The following is a 17,248-nucleotide window of genomic DNA, read 5'->3' as shown; positions in this document are numbered from 1 at the left end:
GAGCCGGGCCATTCCGCACCGCTGCCCCGGGAACACGGACTCGGGTCCGCTGCGCGCGCGCCGGGTGCTCGGCCGCTCGCGGAGCGCGATCGGCGGCGCCGGGACCGCGTGCGGGAGCCGGTGGCCGTCCCCGTCGTCGCCGGTCGGCGGCGTGATGTCCGAATGGAACGTTTCATCCGGAGCCCGGATTCGGCGCATGGCACGGGAATCTGGTCTCGGCGCTGCGTCATCCGTGTGAATTCGGGGCGGCGGCGGGGGAAGCCGGAGTTCCACAGAGGACGGTCTCGATGAGGTTCGAGTCAGGCAACCCTTCCCGGGATGTGTGCTGCATCACGCTCGAACCGGACTGGACCGAAAAAGCCGTCGTGATCAGGCGCAACGCCTGCCTTTGAACCCTGGAGCCCGGTTCCCGCGGGCGCCGCCGCTGGTCAGGGGGTTGATCGAAGGTGACCTGCGGTTGACCGCCGGAAGGTGGCCGGTTCCACGCTCCGGGACGCCGCCATGTGATTTTCATCCGTGTTACTCAGGCGTAGCCGTGGGCCCGATCCGTCTGTACAGTGCCCGGAACTGACCGACGATGCAACGGCGCATCCTTTTGTCAGTGCCCGAAAGGTTTTCGCGGATCGCTTGCGAGTGCTCACAATTCCCTCGCCGCGATCCGGGCCTGGCGACGGGAGGATCGATGCCGGATTCCCAGTATTTGAGAAATGAGGCGCAACGTCGCGCCGCCGAGCGGGGTCTGTACGACCCGGCTCACGACCACGACGCCTGCGGAGTGGCGTTCGTGGCCGACATGCACGGGCGGCGCAGCCATGCACTGGTGCAGAACGCCCTCACGGCATTGCGCAACCTGGAGCACCGGGGTGCCAAGGGCGCCGACCCGGAGACGGGGGACGGCGTCGGCGTGCTGACGCAGGTCCCCGACGAGTTCTTCCGCGCCGTGGTCCCGTTCGACCTGCCCGAAGCGGGCGGGTACGCGGCCGGGACCGCCTTCCTGCCCGCCGACGCCGACGAGGCGCGGGAGGCGGCCGAGATCGTCGAGCGGATCGTCGCCGAGGAGGGCCTCACCCTGCTCGGCTGGCGCGAGGTGCCGATCGAGCCGGACAACGCCGGGCGGGCCGCCCGCGAGGTGATGCCGAGCTTCCGCCAGCTGTTCATCGGGCACGGCAGCGACGGAGCCGAGTCCGAATCGGCCCTCCAGTTCGAACGCCGCGCCTTCTGCGTGCGCAAGCGCGCCGAGCACGAGGCCGCGGTGTACTTCCCGAGCCTGTCGGCGCGGACCTTCGTCTACAAGGGAATGCTTAGCGAGACCCAGCTGGGCTCGTTCTACCCGGACCTGGCCGACGAGCGGTTCACCAGCGCCATCGGCCTGGTGCACTCGCGGTTCTCCACGAACACGTTCCCGTCGTGGCCGCTGGCGCACCCGTACCGCTTCATCGCGCACAACGGCGAGATCAACACGATGAAGGGGAACCGGAACTGGATGCGGACCCGCGAGAGCATGCTCGCGACCGACCTCATCCCCGGTGACCTGCAGCGGCTGTACCCGATCGCGACGCCGGACGGCAGCGACTCGGCGACCTTCGACGAGGTGCTGGAGCTGCTGCACCTGGGCGGGCGCTCGCTGCCGCACTCGGTGCTGATGATGATCCCGGAGGCGTGGGAGAACCACGCCGAGATGGACCCGCAGCGCCGCGCGTTCTACGAGTTCCACAACTACCTGATGGAACCCTGGGACGGCCCCGCGCTGGTGGCGTTCACCGACGGCACCCAGATCGGCGCGGTCCTGGACCGCAACGGGCTGCGCCCCGGCCGCTACTGGGTGACCGACGACGGCCTCGTCGTGCTGGCCAGCGAGGTCGGCGTGCTCGAACTGGACCCGGCGCGCGTGGTGCGCAAGGGCCGGTTGCAGCCGGGCCGCATGTTCCTGGTCGACACCGGTGCCGGGCGCATCGTCGACGACGAGGAGATCAAGGGCGAGCTGGCCGCCGCGCACCCGTACCAGCAGTGGCTGGACGAGGGCGTGGTGCACCTGGGCGATCTGCCCGACCGCGACCGCGAGGTGCCCTCGCACGCGTCGCTGGTGCACGGCCAGCAGGTGTTCGGCTACACGCAGGAAGAGCTGAACGTGCTGCTCAAGCCGATGGCCGCCGGTGGGGCGGAGCCGATCGGCTCGATGGGCAACGACGTGCCGTTCGCGGCGTTCTCGAAGCGCCCGCGGCAGCTGTTCGACTACTTCACGCAGCTGTTCGCGCAGGTCACCAACCCGCCGCTGGACGCCATCCGCGAGGAGCTGGTGACCTCGCTGGCCACCCACATCGGCCCCGAGCACAACCTGCTCGACCACGATCCGGACGCCTGCAAGCAGCTGGTGCTGCCGTTCCCGGTGCTGGACAACGACCAGCTCGCCAAGATCGTGCACATCGACGACGACGGCGACCGCCCCGGCCTCAAGCCCGCGATCATCTCCAGCACCTACCGGGTGCGCGGCGGTGGCGAGGCGCTGCGGGAGCGGCTCGACGAGATCTGCGCCGAGGTGTCCGCCGCGGTCGCCGAGGGCGCGCACGTGCTGGTGCTCTCCGACCGGGCCGCCGACGCCGAGCACGCGCCGATCCCGTCGCTGCTGGTGACCGGCGCGGTGCACCACCACCTGGTGCGGGAGAAGACCCGCACCCACGTCGGCCTGGTGATCGAGGCCGGTGACGTGCGCGAGGTGCACCACGTCGCGCTGCTCATCGGCTACGGCGCCGCGGCCGTCAACCCGTACCTGGCGATGGCCAGCGTCGAGGACCTGGTGCACAACGGCGTGCTCCAGGGACTCGACCCGGCGAAGGCCACCGGCAACCTGATCAAGGCGCTCGGCAAGGGCGTGCGCAAGACGATGTCGAAGATGGGCGTGTCCACGGTGGCCTCGTACACCGGTGCGCAGATCTTCGAGGCGATCGGGCTGGGCGCGGAGGTCATCGACCGATGTTTCGCCGGCACCACCTCGCGGCTCGGCGGGGTCGGTTTCGACCTGCTGGCCAAGGAGGTCGCCGAGCGGCACCGCCGCGCCTACCCGGACGACGGCGTGCAGGCCCCGCACCGCACCTTGCAGGTGGGCGGCGAGTACCAGTGGCGGCGCGAGGGCGACCCGCACCTGTTCAACCCGCGCACCGTGTTCAAGCTGCAGCACTCCACGCGGTCCGGCCGCTACGAGGTCTTCAAGGAGTACACGAAGGCCGTCGACGACCAGTCGCGGGATCTGATGACCCTGCGCGGCCTGTTCAAGTTCCGCGAAGGTGCCCGGCGGCCGGTGCCGATCGACGAGGTCGAGCCGATCGAGTCGATCGTGAAGAGGTTCGCCACCGGCGCCATCTCCTACGGCTCGATCTCGCAGGAGATGCACGAGACCCTCGCGATCGCGATGAACCGCCTCGGCGGCAAGTCGAACACCGGTGAGGGCGGTGAGGACGCCGACCGGTTCACCCCGGACGCCAACGGCGATTCGCGCCGCTCGGCGATCAAGCAGGTCGCCTCCGGCCGGTTCGGCGTCACCAGCGAGTACCTGGTCAACGCCGACGACATCCAGATCAAGATGGCGCAGGGCGCGAAGCCCGGCGAGGGCGGGCAGCTGCCCGGCCACAAGGTGTACCCGTGGGTGGGCAAGACCCGGCACTCCACGCCGGGCGTGGGGCTGATCTCCCCGCCGCCGCACCACGACATCTACTCCATCGAGGACCTCGCACAGCTGATCCACGACCTGAAGAACGCCAACCCGAAGGCGCGGATCCACGTCAAGCTGGTCAGCGAGGTCGGCGTCGGCACGGTCGCGGCGGGCGTGAGCAAGGCGCACGCCGACGTGGTGCTGATCTCCGGGCACGACGGCGGCACCGGTGCCTCCCCGCTGTCCTCGATCAAGCACGCGGGCGGCCCGTGGGAGCTGGGCCTGGCCGAGACGCAGCAGACGCTGCTGGCCAACGACCTGCGCGACCGGATCGTGGTGCAGACCGACGGGCAGCTCAAGACCGGTCGCGACGTGGTGATCGCGGCGCTGCTGGGCGCGGAGGAGTTCGGCTTCGCCACCGCCCCGCTGGTCGTGTCCGGCTGCATCATGATGCGGGTGTGCCACCTGGACACCTGCCCGGTGGGCGTGGCCACGCAGAACCCGCAGCTGCGGGCGAAGTTCGACGGCAAGGCCGAGTACGTGGTGAACTTCTTCGAGTTCATCGCCCAGGAAGTGCGGGAGTACCTGGCGGAACTCGGCTTCCGGTCCATCGAGGAGGCCGTCGGGCACGCCGAGCTGATCGACACCGACGACGCGGTGCGGCACTGGAAGACCGAGGAGCTGGACCTCTCGGCGATCACCCACGTCCCGGAGCTGGCGCCGGGCGCGGCGCTGCACAACACCACCACCCAGGACCACGGCCTGGACAAGGCCCTGGACCACACGCTGATCCAGCTCAGCGAGGGCGCGTTGAAGGACGCGACGCCGGTGCGGCTTGAGCTGCCGGTGCGCAACGTCAACCGCACGGTGGGCACCATGCTCGGCCACGAGCTGACCCGCCGGTGGGGCGGCGAGGGGTTGCCGGACGACACGATCGACGTGACGTTCACCGGTTCGGCCGGGCAGAGCTTCGGGGCGTTCGTGCCGCGGGGCATCACGCTGCGGCTGCTCGGCGACGGCAACGACTACGTCGGCAAGGGCCTGTCGGGCGGGCGGATCGTGGTGCGGCCGCCGGAGGGCGCCGCTTACACCGCCGAGGACAACGTCATCGCGGGCAACGTGCTGCTGTACGGCGCGACGTCCGGTGAGCTGTTCGTGCGCGGCGTGGTGGGCGAGCGGTTCTGCGTGCGGAACTCGGGCGCGGTCGCCGTCGTCGAGGGCATCGGCGACCACGGCTGCGAGTACATGACCGGTGGCCGCGCGGTGATCCTCGGCGGCACCGGCCGCAACTTCGCGGCCGGCATGTCCGGTGGCATCGCCTACGTGCTGGACCTGCGGGAGGAGCGGATCAACCCGGAGATGGTGGACCTCGACGAGCTGGACGAGGCCGACCGGGAGTTCCTGCACGACCGGGTCCGCAGGCACCACGAGCAGACGGCCTCGCAGGTGGCCGCGGAACTGCTGGCGGACTGGGACCGCGCGGTGGCGCGCTTCGCGAAGGTCATGCCGCGCGACTTCAAGCGCGTGCTGGCCGCGCAGACCGCCGCCGAGCGCGACGGCCGCGACGTTGACCAGGCGATCATGGAGGCGGCTCATGGCTGACCCGAAGGGCTTCATCACCACGGCGCGCCAGACGCCCGAGCGCCGCCCCGTGGACATCCGGATCAAGGACTGGCGCGAGGTCTACCTGGACTTCGAGCCGGGCCGGGTCAAGGAGCAGGCGGGCCGCTGCATGGACTGCGGCATCCCGTTCTGCCACAACGGTTGTCCGCTGGGCAACCTGATCCCGGAGTGGAACGACCTCACCTGGCGCGACGACTGGAGCGAGGCGATCGAGCGGCTGCACGCCACGAACAACTTCCCGGAGTTCACCGGGACGTTGTGCCCCGCCCCGTGCGAGGCGGCGTGCGTGGTCGGCATCAACTCCGATCCGGTGACGATCAAGCAGGTCGAGATCGAGATCATCGACCGGGCCTGGGCGGAGGGCCGGGTGCCGCCGCAGCCGCCCGCGTCGAAGACCGGCAAGCGGGTCGCGGTGATCGGATCCGGGCCGTCCGGCCTGGCCGCCGCCCAGCAGCTGACCCGCGCGGGCCACGACGTGGTGGTCTACGAGCGGGCGGACCGCATCGGCGGGCTGCTGCGCTACGGGATCCCCGAGTTCAAGATGGAGAAGCGGCGCCTGGACCGCAGGCTCGGCCAGATGCGGGCCGAGGGCACCGAGTTCCGCACCGGCGTGCACGTCGGCGTGGACGTGTCGGTGGAGCAGCTGAAGGCCGACTACGACGCGGTGGTCCTCGCCGGCGGCGCCACCGCGGCCCGGGACCTGCCGATCACCGGCCGCGAGGCGGTCGGGGTGCACCAGGCGATGGAGTACCTGCCGCTGGCCAACAAGGTGCAGGAGGGCGACCTGCCGTCCTCGCCGATCGACGCCGCGGGCAAGGACGTCGTGGTGATCGGCGGCGGTGACACCGGTGCGGACTGCGTCGGCACCGCGCACCGGCAGGGCGCGAAGTCGGTCACCCAGCTGGAGATCATGCCGACGCCGCCGTCGACGCGGCCGGACAACCAGCCGTGGCCGACGTACCCGATGACGTTCAAGGTGACCTCGGCGCACGAGGAGGGCGGGGAGCGGTTGTTCTCCGTCAACACCCAGGAGTTCCTCGCCGACGAGAACGGGAACCTGCGCGCGCTGCGGCTCGCGGAGGTGCGCCGCGAGGACGGCCGCTTCGTGCCGGTCGAGGGCACCGAGCGGGAGCTGCCGTGCCAGCTGGCCTTCCTGGCGATGGGCTTCGTCGGCCCGGAGAAGGAGGGCCTGCTCACCGATCTAGGCGTGGAGCTCGACGAGCGCGGCAACGTCGCCCGCGACTCGGACTTCATGACCACTGTGGACGGTGTGTTCACGGCGGGCGACATGGGCCGCGGCCAGTCGCTGATCGTGTGGGCGATCTCCGAGGGCCGGTCCGCGGCCGCCGGGGTGGACCGCTACCTGACGGGCCGGGACGTGCTACCCGCCCCGATCGCCCCGACGGACCGCCCGCTGGTCTGATCGAGCGTCTGACGAAGCGCCCCGGGTGAATTCACCCGGGGCGCTTCGCGCTTGTTGCGCAGCACTGGGGTGGCGGAACCTCAGCGGGCCCCTCGCTGCGGGATCGATTTCACCGGTGGCTCCGCCACAGGAGAAATCGCTGTCCTCGCGAGGGAACAGCTGAGAACCCGCGGGTGGTCCGGCTGCGTGCGTGGTCGCTGCTCATCGGCTTCGCCGCTGACAGGAAAGAGTCGTGTTCCCCTGGGGGCGGGCGGTCAGGCGCGGCGGCCCAGCAGGGAGAGGAGTTGCACGGCGGGATCTGTGCTGTCGGTGGGGATCGGCGGGTCGATGATGCCGAGGCCGACCATCCGCTCGGCGTTGGGGCGTGCGTAGGCGAGGCCGAGGTCGACGGCGGCCGGGTCGAGGCCCTCGGGTTGCCCGGTGGCGCGCGCCAGGTCCCAGCCGTGCACGGTGAGGTCGATGAGCATCTGCTCGGCGTAGGTGGTCATCGGCGCTTCGCCGAAGGAGAACCGGGCGGTCCCGGTCAGGTCGGCGGACGCCCACGCCGCGCGGGATCCGCGGGCGGCGTCGTCCCACGCGCGCACCGGGTCGTCGCCGAGCAGGTCGCCGTCGTAGCGGTCGCCGACCTGCTCCAGGGTCTCCCCGGCGAGCAGGTGCGGTGCCCAGCGGTGTTCGGCGACGAGGTGGCCGACGAGGTCGCGGACGGTCCACGCGCTGCACGGCGTCGGGTCGTCCCACCGCTCGACGGCGTGCACCAGGGCACCGAAGCGGTCGAGGCCGGCGGGGATGAGCTGCTGCGCTGGAGTCGGCATGGCGGCACGCTACGCCACGGTCGAGGCCGCCACCGCGCGCTCGGTGCCCGGCTTCGGCGCGGCGTGCCGGCGGCAGCGGTGTGGATCACACCCGAACGCCGCATATCGGGAACGTCGCAGTTCAGAGCCTTGATTTGGCGGCATTTCGCTCGCTGTGAAGGTAATTGGTTGCGGAAAACACCTTTTTTCGGCGCCGCGTTCGGAGGACCATGGGCTAGGTCGATCGGGCGCGGCGGGTATGGGCCGGTCCGGGCAAGTCTCATCCGAGGGGAACATGAGCAAGCACTTCGCGTTCGTCAGCATGACCGCGCACGGACACGTCAACCCGACGCTGCCGCTGGTGGAGGAGCTCGTCCGCCGCGGCCACCGCGTCACCTACGCCATCGGTCCCGAATTCCACGACGCCGTCCAGGCCGCCGGTGCCACGCTGTTCGACACCGGCACCGTGATGCCCGAGATGCCCACCAACTTCGCCAAGTTCACGCCCGAGGCCATGGCCCCGATGCTGGAGTTCCGCATCGAGGACATCCAGCGGTCGTTCCCGAAGCTCGTCGAGCACTTCCGCCAGGACCTGCCGGACGCGGTGTGCTTCGACCAGGCCGAGGCCACCGGTCCGATGCTCGCCGAGAAGCTGGGCGTGCCCGAGTTGTCGCTCATCCCGCACTTCGCGGGCAACGAGCACTTCTCGATGCGCGACGTGATGGTGAAGAAGGACGACGAGAACCCCTTCGACCCGAACCACCCGATCGTGCAGGACTTCGCGAAGCGGATGAAGGAGCTCACCACCGAGTTCGGCGTCACCTTCGACCCGTCCTCGTTCGGGCAGGCGAAGCCGTCGCCGCTGAACCTGGTGTTCCTGCCGAAGAAGTTCCAGCTGCGCTCCGAGACCTTCGACGACCGCTTCGAGTTCATCGGCCCGTCCGTGGGGCAGCGCGGCGTCGTCGACTGGAAGCCGAAGCACGGTGACAGGCCGCTGCTGTTCATCTCGCTGGGCACCGTGTTCAACCAGCGCCCCGAGTTCTTCCGGCTGTGCATCGAGGCGTTCCGCGACTCCGGCTGGCAGGTCGCCATGTCCATCGGCAAGGTCGTGCAGGAAGCCGACCTGGGCGAGATCCCGGAGAACTTCGAGGTGCGCACGAGCTTCCCGCAGCCCGCGGTGCTCCAGCACGCCACCGCGTTCCTCACCCACACCGGCATGAACTCGACGATGGAGACGCTGTACTACGGCGTGCCGCCGATCGCGTTCCCGCAGATGCCGGAACAGGAGGCCAACGCCGACCGCGCCCAGGAGCTCGGGCTCGGCAAGCGGCTGCAGGCCGACGACGTCACGCCGGAGCTGCTGCGCGCCACCGTGGACGAGGTCGCCGCGGACGAGCAGATCCGCGCCAACCTCGCCGAGATGCGCGAAGCCGTCCTCACCAGCGGCGGAGCCCCCGCGGGCGCCGACGCCCTGGAGCGCTTCCTCTCCTGACACCACCTGGCTGAACGGCACATCCGCCCGCGCTGCTCGGGCGGATGGGCCGTTCGCAAGTGCGGATCAGGCAGCGGGGTAGCGGTCGGATTTGATCGCGGTCAGGAACGCCGTGAACGTCCGCCGGTCGAAGAACAGCGGGCTCTCGGCCGGGTTCTTGCTGTCGCGGATGGCGCGGGTGCCGGGGACGTTGAGGGCGACCTCGACGCAGGTGCCGCTCCCGCCGCCGCTGTAGCTGCTCTTGCGGAACTCAAAGATCATGTTCGTACCTCTTTGCGTAGCGGGTGAGGAGGTCGTTCGATTCCGAGCGTAGTCGGAAGTCTGGAGCAGCCCGGGAATCACCGAGATCTGGAAATCGGAGATCGAACGGGCCTCGCTCTCGTACGCCGCGATCGCGCTGAGCTGTTGATCCATTGCCGAACCGATCTCAACCCATGTTCCAGCACCTTCACCCGCCAGCCGCAGCAGGCGTTGTTTGGCAGGGCCGGTGACGGCGAGGGCGGTGAGGATGGAGGCGACTTCGCCGACGTCGGCGCGGCGTGCGCCCGTCTCGATGCGGGACAGGGTGGAACGGGATATGTCCGTCGCCGCCGCCAACGTCTCCAAGGTCCATTCGAGTGAATCTCGGGCTCGGCGCATCTCAGCTCCGATCGCCCTTGCCTGGGAACCGGCGAACTTCGGCACTGCTGACCTCCCTCGGCGACCCGGTCGCGCGTGCAACCCCTGAACGTGTCGTGGTGATCTGCGATTTCCCGGCCGGTTCCGGCGTTGCTACGTTCCCGGCGTCCGAGAAGCGGTGATCGTATCCGCGACGCGTCCCTCCCGATCGGGCGATATGTCCACAGTGGAGCGGATGCGCGCGTCCGGCAGAGGAGAAACGTGGAATCGACGAGCACGACCACCCCGACCGTCGAGGAGTTCCGGGCGGAGCTGGGGGAGTTGGTGGCCGTACACCGGCCGCGGTTGTTCGCGGTGTGCGAGGAGATCGGGGTCCGGGAGGACGGGTTCGTGCGGTGCTGGGGCCTCGACTTCGGCGACGCGGCCGAGGTGTTCGCGGCCGAGGACGGGCGCGGGCGCGCGCGGTTCCGGTCCGTCGACGCCGCCGTCGCCCACCTGACCCGGCACGACCAGGTGCACCTGATCTGGGCGGACGAACCGCCCGCCCCGGCCGGTTCGGCGAAGTGAACGGACCGTTCGACCAATGGAACGGGACGAACGGTCCGTTCACCCGGAACGAACATGACCTCCGAGCGCGGGTGAACAGACCGTTCGACCAACTAGAGGGGACGAACGGTCCGTTCACTCCAGCAGCAGGTGAGATCGTCTCGGTGTTCGGGTGGGTGAACGGACCGCTTGTCCGATAGAGCTGGACGAACGGTCCGTTCACTCCGCTGCCGGGGAAGGGGCGAGGCGGACCAGCGCCGGGCGCAGCAGGTGTCCGTGCACCCGGTAGCCGGGCCGCAGCACCTCGGCGACCACCGCCTCCGCCTCGGGAGCGCGGCGCATCGGGACGACGGTGGGCGGTTCCTCCGGCGCCACCGCCTCGTGCACGGCCGGGTCGAACGGTTCGCCCAGCGGGTCGAACCGGTGCAGGCCCTCGGCGGCGAGGGTGTGCTGCAGCTGCTCGTGCACCGGCCCCAACGCCTCCGGGTGGTGCCGGGCGCCGATCTCCACCGCGTCCACCACCGGCAGCAGCTGGGTGAGCACGCCCTCGGCGGCCCGGTCCAGGTGCGTGGTCTGCTCCCGCAGCATCCGCTTGCGGTAGTTGTCGAACTCGGCCGTCACCCGGCGCAGCATCTCCAGGTGCGCGTCCCGCTCACCGCGCAGCCGGGTGATCTGCTCCGCCGGGTCCGGTTCGGGCGGGGGTTGTTCGCGCTCGTCTGCGGCGGGGGAGGGCGCGACGTGCGGCCGGCCGCCGCGCGGTTCCGCGGGCACCGGCAACGAGTTGCGGCGATCGTCGTCCATCGCTCACCTCCGGTCCTCCGGGTCGTCGACGACCTCCGCGTCCACCACGTCGTCGTCCCCCGACCCGGAACCGGCGGCCCCCGAACCGCCCGACCCCGAGCCACCGGACCCGGAACCGCCCACGTCTGCGCCACCTGCGCCTGCCGCGCCCGCCGATGGGCCCGCACCGCCTCCGGCGTTGCCGTAGATCGCCTGGCCCAGCTCCTGCGACTCGGACGCCAGCTTGTCCACCGCCGTCCGGATCGCCGATACGTCCTGCCCGCGCAACGCCTCGTTCGCCGCGCCGATCGACGACCGCACCCGCTCCTTCAGCTCCGCGGGCAGCTTGTCGTCGTTGTCGGTGAGGACCTTCTCCGTCTGGTAGACGAGGGTTTCGGCCTGGTTGCGGGTCTCCGCCTCCTCGCGGCGGTTGCGGTCCTCGTCGGCGTGCGCCTCGGCGTCCGAGACCATCCGGTCGATGTCCTCCTTCGGCAGCGCCGAACCACCCGAGATCTGGATGGACTGCTCCTTGCCGGTGCCGAGGTCCTTCGCGTTGACGTGCACGATGCCGTTCGCGTCGATGTCGAACGACACCTCGATCTGCGGCACCCCGCGCGGGGCGGGCGGCAGGCCCGTCAGGTCGAAGCTGCCCAGCTTCTTGTTGTGCGCCGCGATCTCCCGCTCGCCCTGGAACACCTGGATCTGCACCGAAGGCTGGTTGTCGTCCGCCGTCGTGAACGTCTCCGAACGCTTCGTCGGGATCGTGGTGTTCCGCTCGATCAGCTTCGTCATGATGCCGCCCTTGGTCTCGATGCCCAAGGAGAGCGGTGTCACGTCCAGCAGCAGGACGTCCTTCACCTCGCCGCGCAGCACCCCGGCCTGCAGGGCGGCGCCGACGGCGACCACCTCGTCCGGGTTCACGCCCTTGTGCGGTTCCTTGCCGCCGGTCAGCTCCTTGACCAGCTCGGTGACCGCGGGCATCCGCGTGGAACCGCCCACCAGCACCACGTGGTCCACGTCCTGCACCGAGATCCCCGCGTCCCGCACCGCGTTCTCGAACGGCTTGCGGGTGCGCTCCAGCAGGTCCGAGGTGATGCGCTGGAACTCCGCGCGGGACAGCGTCTCGTCCAGGAACATCGGGTTCTTCTCGGAATCCACCGTGATGTAGGGCAGGTTGATGTTCGTCGTCGACGAGCTCGACAGCTCGATCTTGGCCTTCTCCGCGGCTTCCTTGATGCGTTGCAAGGCCATCTTGTCCTTCGTCAGGTCGATGCCCGAGGACGCCTTGAACTTCTCCACCAGCCAGTCCACGATCCGCTGGTCCCAGTCATCGCCGCCCAGGTCGGTGTCGCCCGAGGTCGCCTTCACCTCGACCAGGCCCTCGCCGACGTCCAGCAGCGACACGTCGAACGTGCCGCCACCGAGGTCGAACACCAGGATCGTCTGCTCCTTCTCGCCCTTCTCCAGCCCGTAGGCGAGGGCGGCCGCCGTCGGCTCGTTGATGATGCGCAGCACGTTGAGGCCCGCGATCTGGCCGGCCTCCTTCGTCGTCTGCCGCTGCGCGTCGTCGAAGTACGCCGGGACCGTGATCACCGCATCGGTCACGTCCTCGCCCAGGTAGGTCTCGGCGTCGCGCTTCAACTTCATCAGCACGCGGGCGCTGATCTCCTGCGCCGTGTAGTCCTTCTCGTCGATCGTGGTCTTCCAGTCGGTGCCCATGTGCCGCTTCACCGACCGGATCGTGCGATCGACGTTCGTGACCGCCTGGTTCTTCGCAGGCTGGCCGGTCAGCAGCTCACCGCTGCGGGCGAACGCCACCACCGACGGTGTGGTGCGCGCGCCCTCCGAGTTCGCGATGACGGTCGCCTCGCCGCCCTCCAGCACCGCCACCACGGAGTTCGTCGTGCCCAGGTCGATGCCCACCGCTCGCCCCATTGCGCCCTCCTCGCTCGGTTGCGCCGCAGCCCGGCCGCGCGGCGCCACCACGTGGCTCCCACGACCCAGCGTCAGACGTCGCCGCGGCACATCGGTAGGGGACAACGTCCCGGCCCGAACCCCGAGACGAGCTCACCGGCCGGAATCGGCCAGCGCCAGCAGGCGGGTCACCGTCGACCAGTTGCGGGAGGTCGCGCGCAGGCCGAGGCGGCGCTCCCACCACGACTGCGGCATCCGCGAGTTCCGCACGCCCTCCGGGCACCACACGTAGACCTCGCGCTCGCCGAACCGCACCATGTCCGGCGCGCAGCCCGCCACGTCCAGCTCCGCCAGCGCCGCCGGATCGGGGCGCGCGGACAGGAACGTCACCAGGTACTGCGCCGGGACGCTCGCCACCTCGCCCAGCGGATCGGCCGCCACCACCGCCGCCAGCTCGTCGCGGGTGCGCACCAGCACCGGCACCTCGAACCCGAACTCCGCGGCGAGGTCCGCCGCCACCAGCCGTTCCGACTCGGCCGCCGGGCAGGACGCGGTGAACACCGCGTTGCCGCTCTGCAGCAACGTCCCCACCTCGCCGAAACCCCGCCCGGACAGCACCTCCCGCCACCGCGCCATCGGAATCCTGTTGTGCCCGCCCACGTTCACCCCGCGGAGCAGGGCGACCTGCCGTTGCCGCACCGCGCACCCCCTCTCGTCCGCGACACAGCATGCCCGCCACCACCGACGATCCCGGCGCGCGTGGGAGCATCCCGAGGTGGCCGACCGCACAGTGACCCGCAGCGGTCTGCCTTGACCGTTTTTTCGCGAGCGAGTAACACTGCCAGGGAGAACGCCACCGCCAGGCGGCGCGGAGCAGGAGGAGAGCAGCACGTGAGCGAGAGCGTCCGCACCGAATTCGGCGACGGCATCGCCGTGATCACCATCGACCGGCCCGAAGCCCGCAACGCCGTCGACGCGTCCGTCGCCGAAGGCATCGCCGCCGCCGTCGACGAACTCGAATCCCGCAGCGACCTCGTCCTCGGCATCATCACCGGCGCCGGCGGCACGTTCTGCGCGGGCATGGACCTCAAGGCCTTCACCCGCGGCGAACGGCCGCACGTGCCCGGCCGCGGGTTCGGCGGGCTCACCGAACGGCCGCCGTCCAAGCCGCTCATCGCCGCCGTCGAAGGCTGGGCGCTGGCCGGAGGCTGCGAACTCGCGCTGTCCGCCGACCTCGTCGTCGCCTCCCGCGAAGCGAAGTTCGGGCTGCCCGAGGTCAAGCGCGGGCTCGTCGCCGCCGCGGGCGGACTGCTGCGGCTGCCGAAGGCGCTGCCGTACCAGCTGGCCATGGAGATCGCGCTCACCGGCGACCCGCTCACCGCCGAGAAGGCGCACGCCCACGGCCTCGTCAACAGCCTCACCGAACCCGGCGGCGCCCTCGACGGTGCCAAGGAGCTCGCCGCGCGCGTCGCCGCCAACGGGCCGCTCGCCGTGCGCGCCACCAAGCGGATCGTCTCCGGCGCGCTGCGCTGGACCGACGCCGAGGCGTTCGCCGAGCAGGCCGAGATCGCCGGGCCCGTGTTCGGCTCCGCCGACGCGCAGGAAGGCGCCCGTGCGTTCGCCGAGAAGCGCGCCCCCGTGTGGCGCGGCGAGTGACCGCGGCGCACCACCGGAACGACCAGGAGACACCCGTCATCAGCGAATACCGCCAGTCCGACGCCGAACGCGAGCCCGACGGCTCCGGCGAGGACCACGCCCAGGACCGGGCCCGCGCCGCGCGCGAACTCGGCGACGCGCTGCGCGAACTCGTCCAGGCCGCCGCCGGCACCGAGGTGGACGCCGCCACGCTGCGCAAGACCGCCGACCAGGCCCGCGACCTCGTCGGCCCGCTCACCGAAGCGAGCCGCACTAGGCACGTGCCGCCGACGCTCGACGAGGCCAAACCCGGCAGGCGGATGTACAACCCCGCCAGCGGGCCCGGAAACCCGATCGCACCACCGATGCGGGTGCGGGTCGCCGACGGCGTCGCCACCGGCACCTGCACGCTCGGGCTCGCCTACGAAGGCCCGCACAGCTACACCCACGGCGGGATCAGCGCCATGCTCGTCGACCAGATCCTCGGGCACGCGCACGCCGCCCAGGGCCGCCCCGGCATGACCGTGTCGCTGTCGCTGCGCTACCGCAGGCCCGTGCCGCTGGAAACCCCGCTGCGGCTCACCGCCTGGGTGCCGGAGGACTCGATCACCGATCGGCGCACCGGCCCGAAGGCCACCATCACCACCGAGGACGAACCGGACCGGGTCCTCGTGGAAGCCAGCGGGATCTTCGTGATCCCCACCGCCGAGCAGGCCGAGCGCATCTTCGGCGACAACCCGCCGCCGCGGTGGTCCGAGAAGTAGCTCCCGCAGGGGGACGGCCCGCCCGGTCCGCGTGCGGGCCGTCCGCCCGGATCAGGTGTCGGGGAGCTCGCCGTCCGCGCGGGCGGTGCGCAGCCTCGTCTTGAGGATCTTGCCGCTCGGGTTGCGCGGCAGCTCCGCGATCACCGAGATGTGGCGGGGGCGCTTGTAGCCGGCCAGGTGCTCGCGGCAGTAGGCCTCCACGTCCGCGGCCGTCGGCGGATCCGCCGGGTCGCGCGCGACCAGCACCGCCAGCGGGGTCTCGCCCCACTTCTCGTCCGGCACGCCGATCAGCGCCACCTCGCCGACCTTCGGGTGCCCGGCCAGCACGTCCTCCACCTCGGCGCAGTAGATGTTCTCCCCACCCGAGATGATCATGTCCTTCTTGCGGTCGACGACGAAGTAGTAGCCGTCCTCGTCCTCCCGCACCAGGTCGCCGGAGTGGAACCAGCCGCCCGCGAACGCGTCCGCGGTCTCCGCCGGTTTGCCCCAGTAGCCCTGCATCACCGTCGGGCCGCGGTACACGATCTCGCCGACCTCGCCGCGCGGCACGTCGTTCATCTCCTCGTCCACCACGCGGACCTCGACGTTGAGCATCGGCGTGCCCACCGAACCGATCTTGCGCAGCGCGTCCTCCCCGCGCAGCAGCGTCGTCACCGGGCTGCACTCGGTCTGGCCGAACGAGGTCACCACCTCCGCGTCCGGGAACACCTCGATCAGGCGGCGCAGCAGCGGGGTCGACGCGGGCGCCGCACCCCACGACAACCGGTGCAACGCCGACCAATCCCGCTCGGCCATGCCCGGCACCGAGCAGATCGCCTGCCACTGCGCCGGAACGAAGAAGCAGTCCGTGACGCGCTCCCGCTCCAGCACGTCCACCACCTCCGCCGGATCGAACCGGCCCGAGCGCGACACCACCGTGCAGCCCCCCAGCAGCACGTTCGGCAACATCGTGGACACCCCGGCGATGTGGAACAGCGGCGCACCCGAGATCCCCACCCGCTCCCCGGCGGGCGTGCCCAGGTGCGCCATCATGCTGAACGAGTGCAGCAGCAGGTTGTGGTGCGTCAGCACCGCGCCCTTCGGGCGGCCCGTCGTGCCCGAGGTGTACATGATGAACGCGGGCGAGTCCTCGTCCACGTCGACACCGGGCGAGACCGGATCGGCCGCCGCCAGCGCCTCCTCGTAGCCCTCCGCGCCGGTGTCCGCCCCGCCGATCACCAGGACGGTGCGCACCTCCGGTGCCTGCGCGCGCGCCTTGGCCAGCACCGGGGCCAGCGCCGCGTCCACCACCACCGCGACCGCGCCGCTGTCGGTCAGCGCGTACGCCACCTCGTCGGCCACCAGCCGGAAGTTGATCGGCACGCAGATCGCGCCGAGCCTGCCGCACGCGTGGTAGGCCTCCACCACCTCGATGCCGTTCAAGCCCAGCACCGCGACCCGGTCGCCCGCCGACACCCCGCGCGCCAGCAGCGCGTTCGCCAGCCTGCTCAGCCGCTCGTCGAGCTCGCGGTACGTGCGGCCCGCGTCGCCGAAGCGCAGCGCCACCGCGTCGGGGATCTTGCGGGCGTGCCGCGCGATCTGGTCGCTGCTGGTCATGCCGGTACCGGTGGGGCGTGTGGTGTGCATCGGCGATTCCTCGGCGTTGACGACGGGTCCGGGTGACGTGGAGGACAACGAGCCGCGGCCCCGAAATGTGTCGCCCCGGCAGCGGAGTGAACGGACCGTTCGTCCCATCTAGTTGGTCGAACGGTCCGTTCACTCCGGCCGATGCTGCTCGGAGCTCCCCGCTGCCGCCGGCCGCCAGGGGTGAACGGACCGTTGGCCCGATCCGCTTGGACGAACGGTCCGTTCACCCGGGACCCGGATCGGAGGGACGGGCACTGGAGCTGCCTCACCCGGTCGGCCGTGCCAGGTTTCGGGTGAACGGACCGTTCGTCCCATCTAGTTGGTCGAACGGTCCGTTCACTCCGCGAAGGTGGTGACCGGGGGCACCGGAGAAGGCAGGTCCGTTACCCG

General features: G+C 70.8%; 12 protein-coding genes. 6 read left to right on the top strand and 6 right to left on the bottom strand.

Translation table 11 applies throughout. The annotated features are described in order from the left end of the window. The first annotated feature begins 682 nt into the window (after positions 1 to 682). Positions 683 to 5,248 carry a glutamate synthase large subunit gene (gene gltB / locus LCD35_RS16390; protein WP_225044419.1) on the top strand — a complete coding sequence of 1,522 codons (4,566 nt, stop codon included), beginning with the start codon at positions 683 to 685 and terminating at the stop codon, positions 5,246 to 5,248. Further along, a complete protein-coding gene (locus tag LCD35_RS16385; RefSeq protein ID WP_224958884.1) occupies positions 5,241 to 6,692 on the top strand; it encodes a glutamate synthase subunit beta in 1,452 nt (483 codons plus the stop codon). The genes gltB and LCD35_RS16385 overlap by 8 nt, the downstream gene beginning before the upstream one ends. Positions 6,693 to 6,946: 254 nt before the next feature. Here the strand turns inward: LCD35_RS16385 and LCD35_RS16380 are convergent, their stop codons facing one another. Further along, on the bottom strand, positions 6,947 to 7,504 hold the full coding sequence (locus LCD35_RS16380) for a TIGR03086 family metal-binding protein (RefSeq protein WP_224966872.1): 558 nt from the start codon (positions 7,502 to 7,504) through the stop codon (positions 6,947 to 6,949). Between the two features lie 274 nt (positions 7,505 to 7,778). Here LCD35_RS16380 and LCD35_RS16375 point away from each other — a divergent pair, with 274 nt between their 5' ends. Then, positions 7,779 to 8,975, top strand: a complete 1,197-nt coding sequence (locus tag LCD35_RS16375; RefSeq protein WP_224966873.1) for a macrolide family glycosyltransferase — start codon at positions 7,779 to 7,781, stop codon at positions 8,973 to 8,975. A 66-nt stretch (positions 8,976 to 9,041) separates the two neighbouring features. On the opposite strand, the gene LCD35_RS16370 is transcribed toward LCD35_RS16375, so the two are convergent. After that, complete coding sequence (locus LCD35_RS16370) at positions 9,042 to 9,659, bottom strand: Scr1 family TA system antitoxin-like transcriptional regulator (protein ID WP_224966874.1); 618 nt, start codon at positions 9,657 to 9,659, stop codon at positions 9,042 to 9,044. A gap of 195 nt (positions 9,660 to 9,854) precedes the next feature. Between LCD35_RS16370 and LCD35_RS16365 the strand changes: the two genes are divergently transcribed. Further along, the gene (locus tag LCD35_RS16365) at positions 9,855 to 10,160 is read left to right on the top strand and encodes a hypothetical protein (protein WP_224966875.1); all 306 of its coding nucleotides are present in this window, start codon (positions 9,855 to 9,857) and stop codon (positions 10,158 to 10,160) included. A 198-nt stretch (positions 10,161 to 10,358) separates the two neighbouring features. On the opposite strand, the gene LCD35_RS16360 is transcribed toward LCD35_RS16365, so the two are convergent. The 3 genes from LCD35_RS16360 to LCD35_RS16350 all read right to left on the bottom strand — a co-directional run bounded on the left by LCD35_RS16360 (position 10,359) and on the right by LCD35_RS16350 (position 13,532). Further along, positions 10,359 to 10,940, bottom strand: coding sequence for a nucleotide exchange factor GrpE (locus tag LCD35_RS16360; protein ID WP_224966876.1), 582 nt, complete (start codon positions 10,938 to 10,940; stop codon positions 10,359 to 10,361). A 3-nt stretch (positions 10,941 to 10,943) separates the two neighbouring features. Next, positions 10,944 to 12,854 (bottom strand): molecular chaperone DnaK, encoded by a 1,911-nt coding sequence (gene dnaK, locus LCD35_RS16355; RefSeq protein ID WP_225044418.1) that lies wholly within the window; start codon positions 12,852 to 12,854, stop codon positions 10,944 to 10,946. Positions 12,855 to 12,986: 132 nt separating this feature from the next. Continuing rightward, a complete protein-coding gene (locus tag LCD35_RS16350) occupies positions 12,987 to 13,532 on the bottom strand; it encodes a DUF1697 domain-containing protein (protein ID WP_224959830.1) in 546 nt (181 codons plus the stop codon). A gap of 192 nt (positions 13,533 to 13,724) precedes the next feature. Between LCD35_RS16350 and LCD35_RS16345 the strand changes: the two genes are divergently transcribed. Further along, positions 13,725 to 14,489 carry a crotonase/enoyl-CoA hydratase family protein gene (locus tag LCD35_RS16345; RefSeq protein WP_224959831.1) on the top strand — a complete coding sequence of 255 codons (765 nt, stop codon included), beginning with the start codon at positions 13,725 to 13,727 and terminating at the stop codon, positions 14,487 to 14,489. Further along, a complete protein-coding gene (locus LCD35_RS30500) occupies positions 14,474 to 15,232 on the top strand; it encodes a PaaI family thioesterase (protein WP_224959832.1) in 759 nt (252 codons plus the stop codon). The genes LCD35_RS16345 and LCD35_RS30500 overlap by 16 nt, the downstream gene beginning before the upstream one ends. Positions 15,233 to 15,283: 51 nt before the next feature. Here LCD35_RS30500 and LCD35_RS16335 read toward each other — a convergent pair whose 3' ends face one another. Further along, positions 15,284 to 16,858 (bottom strand): long-chain-fatty-acid--CoA ligase, encoded by a 1,575-nt coding sequence (locus LCD35_RS16335; RefSeq protein WP_225044417.1) that lies wholly within the window; start codon positions 16,856 to 16,858, stop codon positions 15,284 to 15,286. Positions 16,859 to 17,248 lie beyond the last annotated feature (390 nt).

Source organism: Saccharopolyspora sp. 6V (genome assembly GCF_020176785.1).
Lineage (GTDB): Bacteria > Actinomycetota > Actinomycetes > Mycobacteriales > Pseudonocardiaceae > Saccharopolyspora_C > Saccharopolyspora_C gregorii.
Note: the sequence above shows the minus strand (reverse complement) of the source record. Positions and strands in the feature narration are given on the sequence as shown.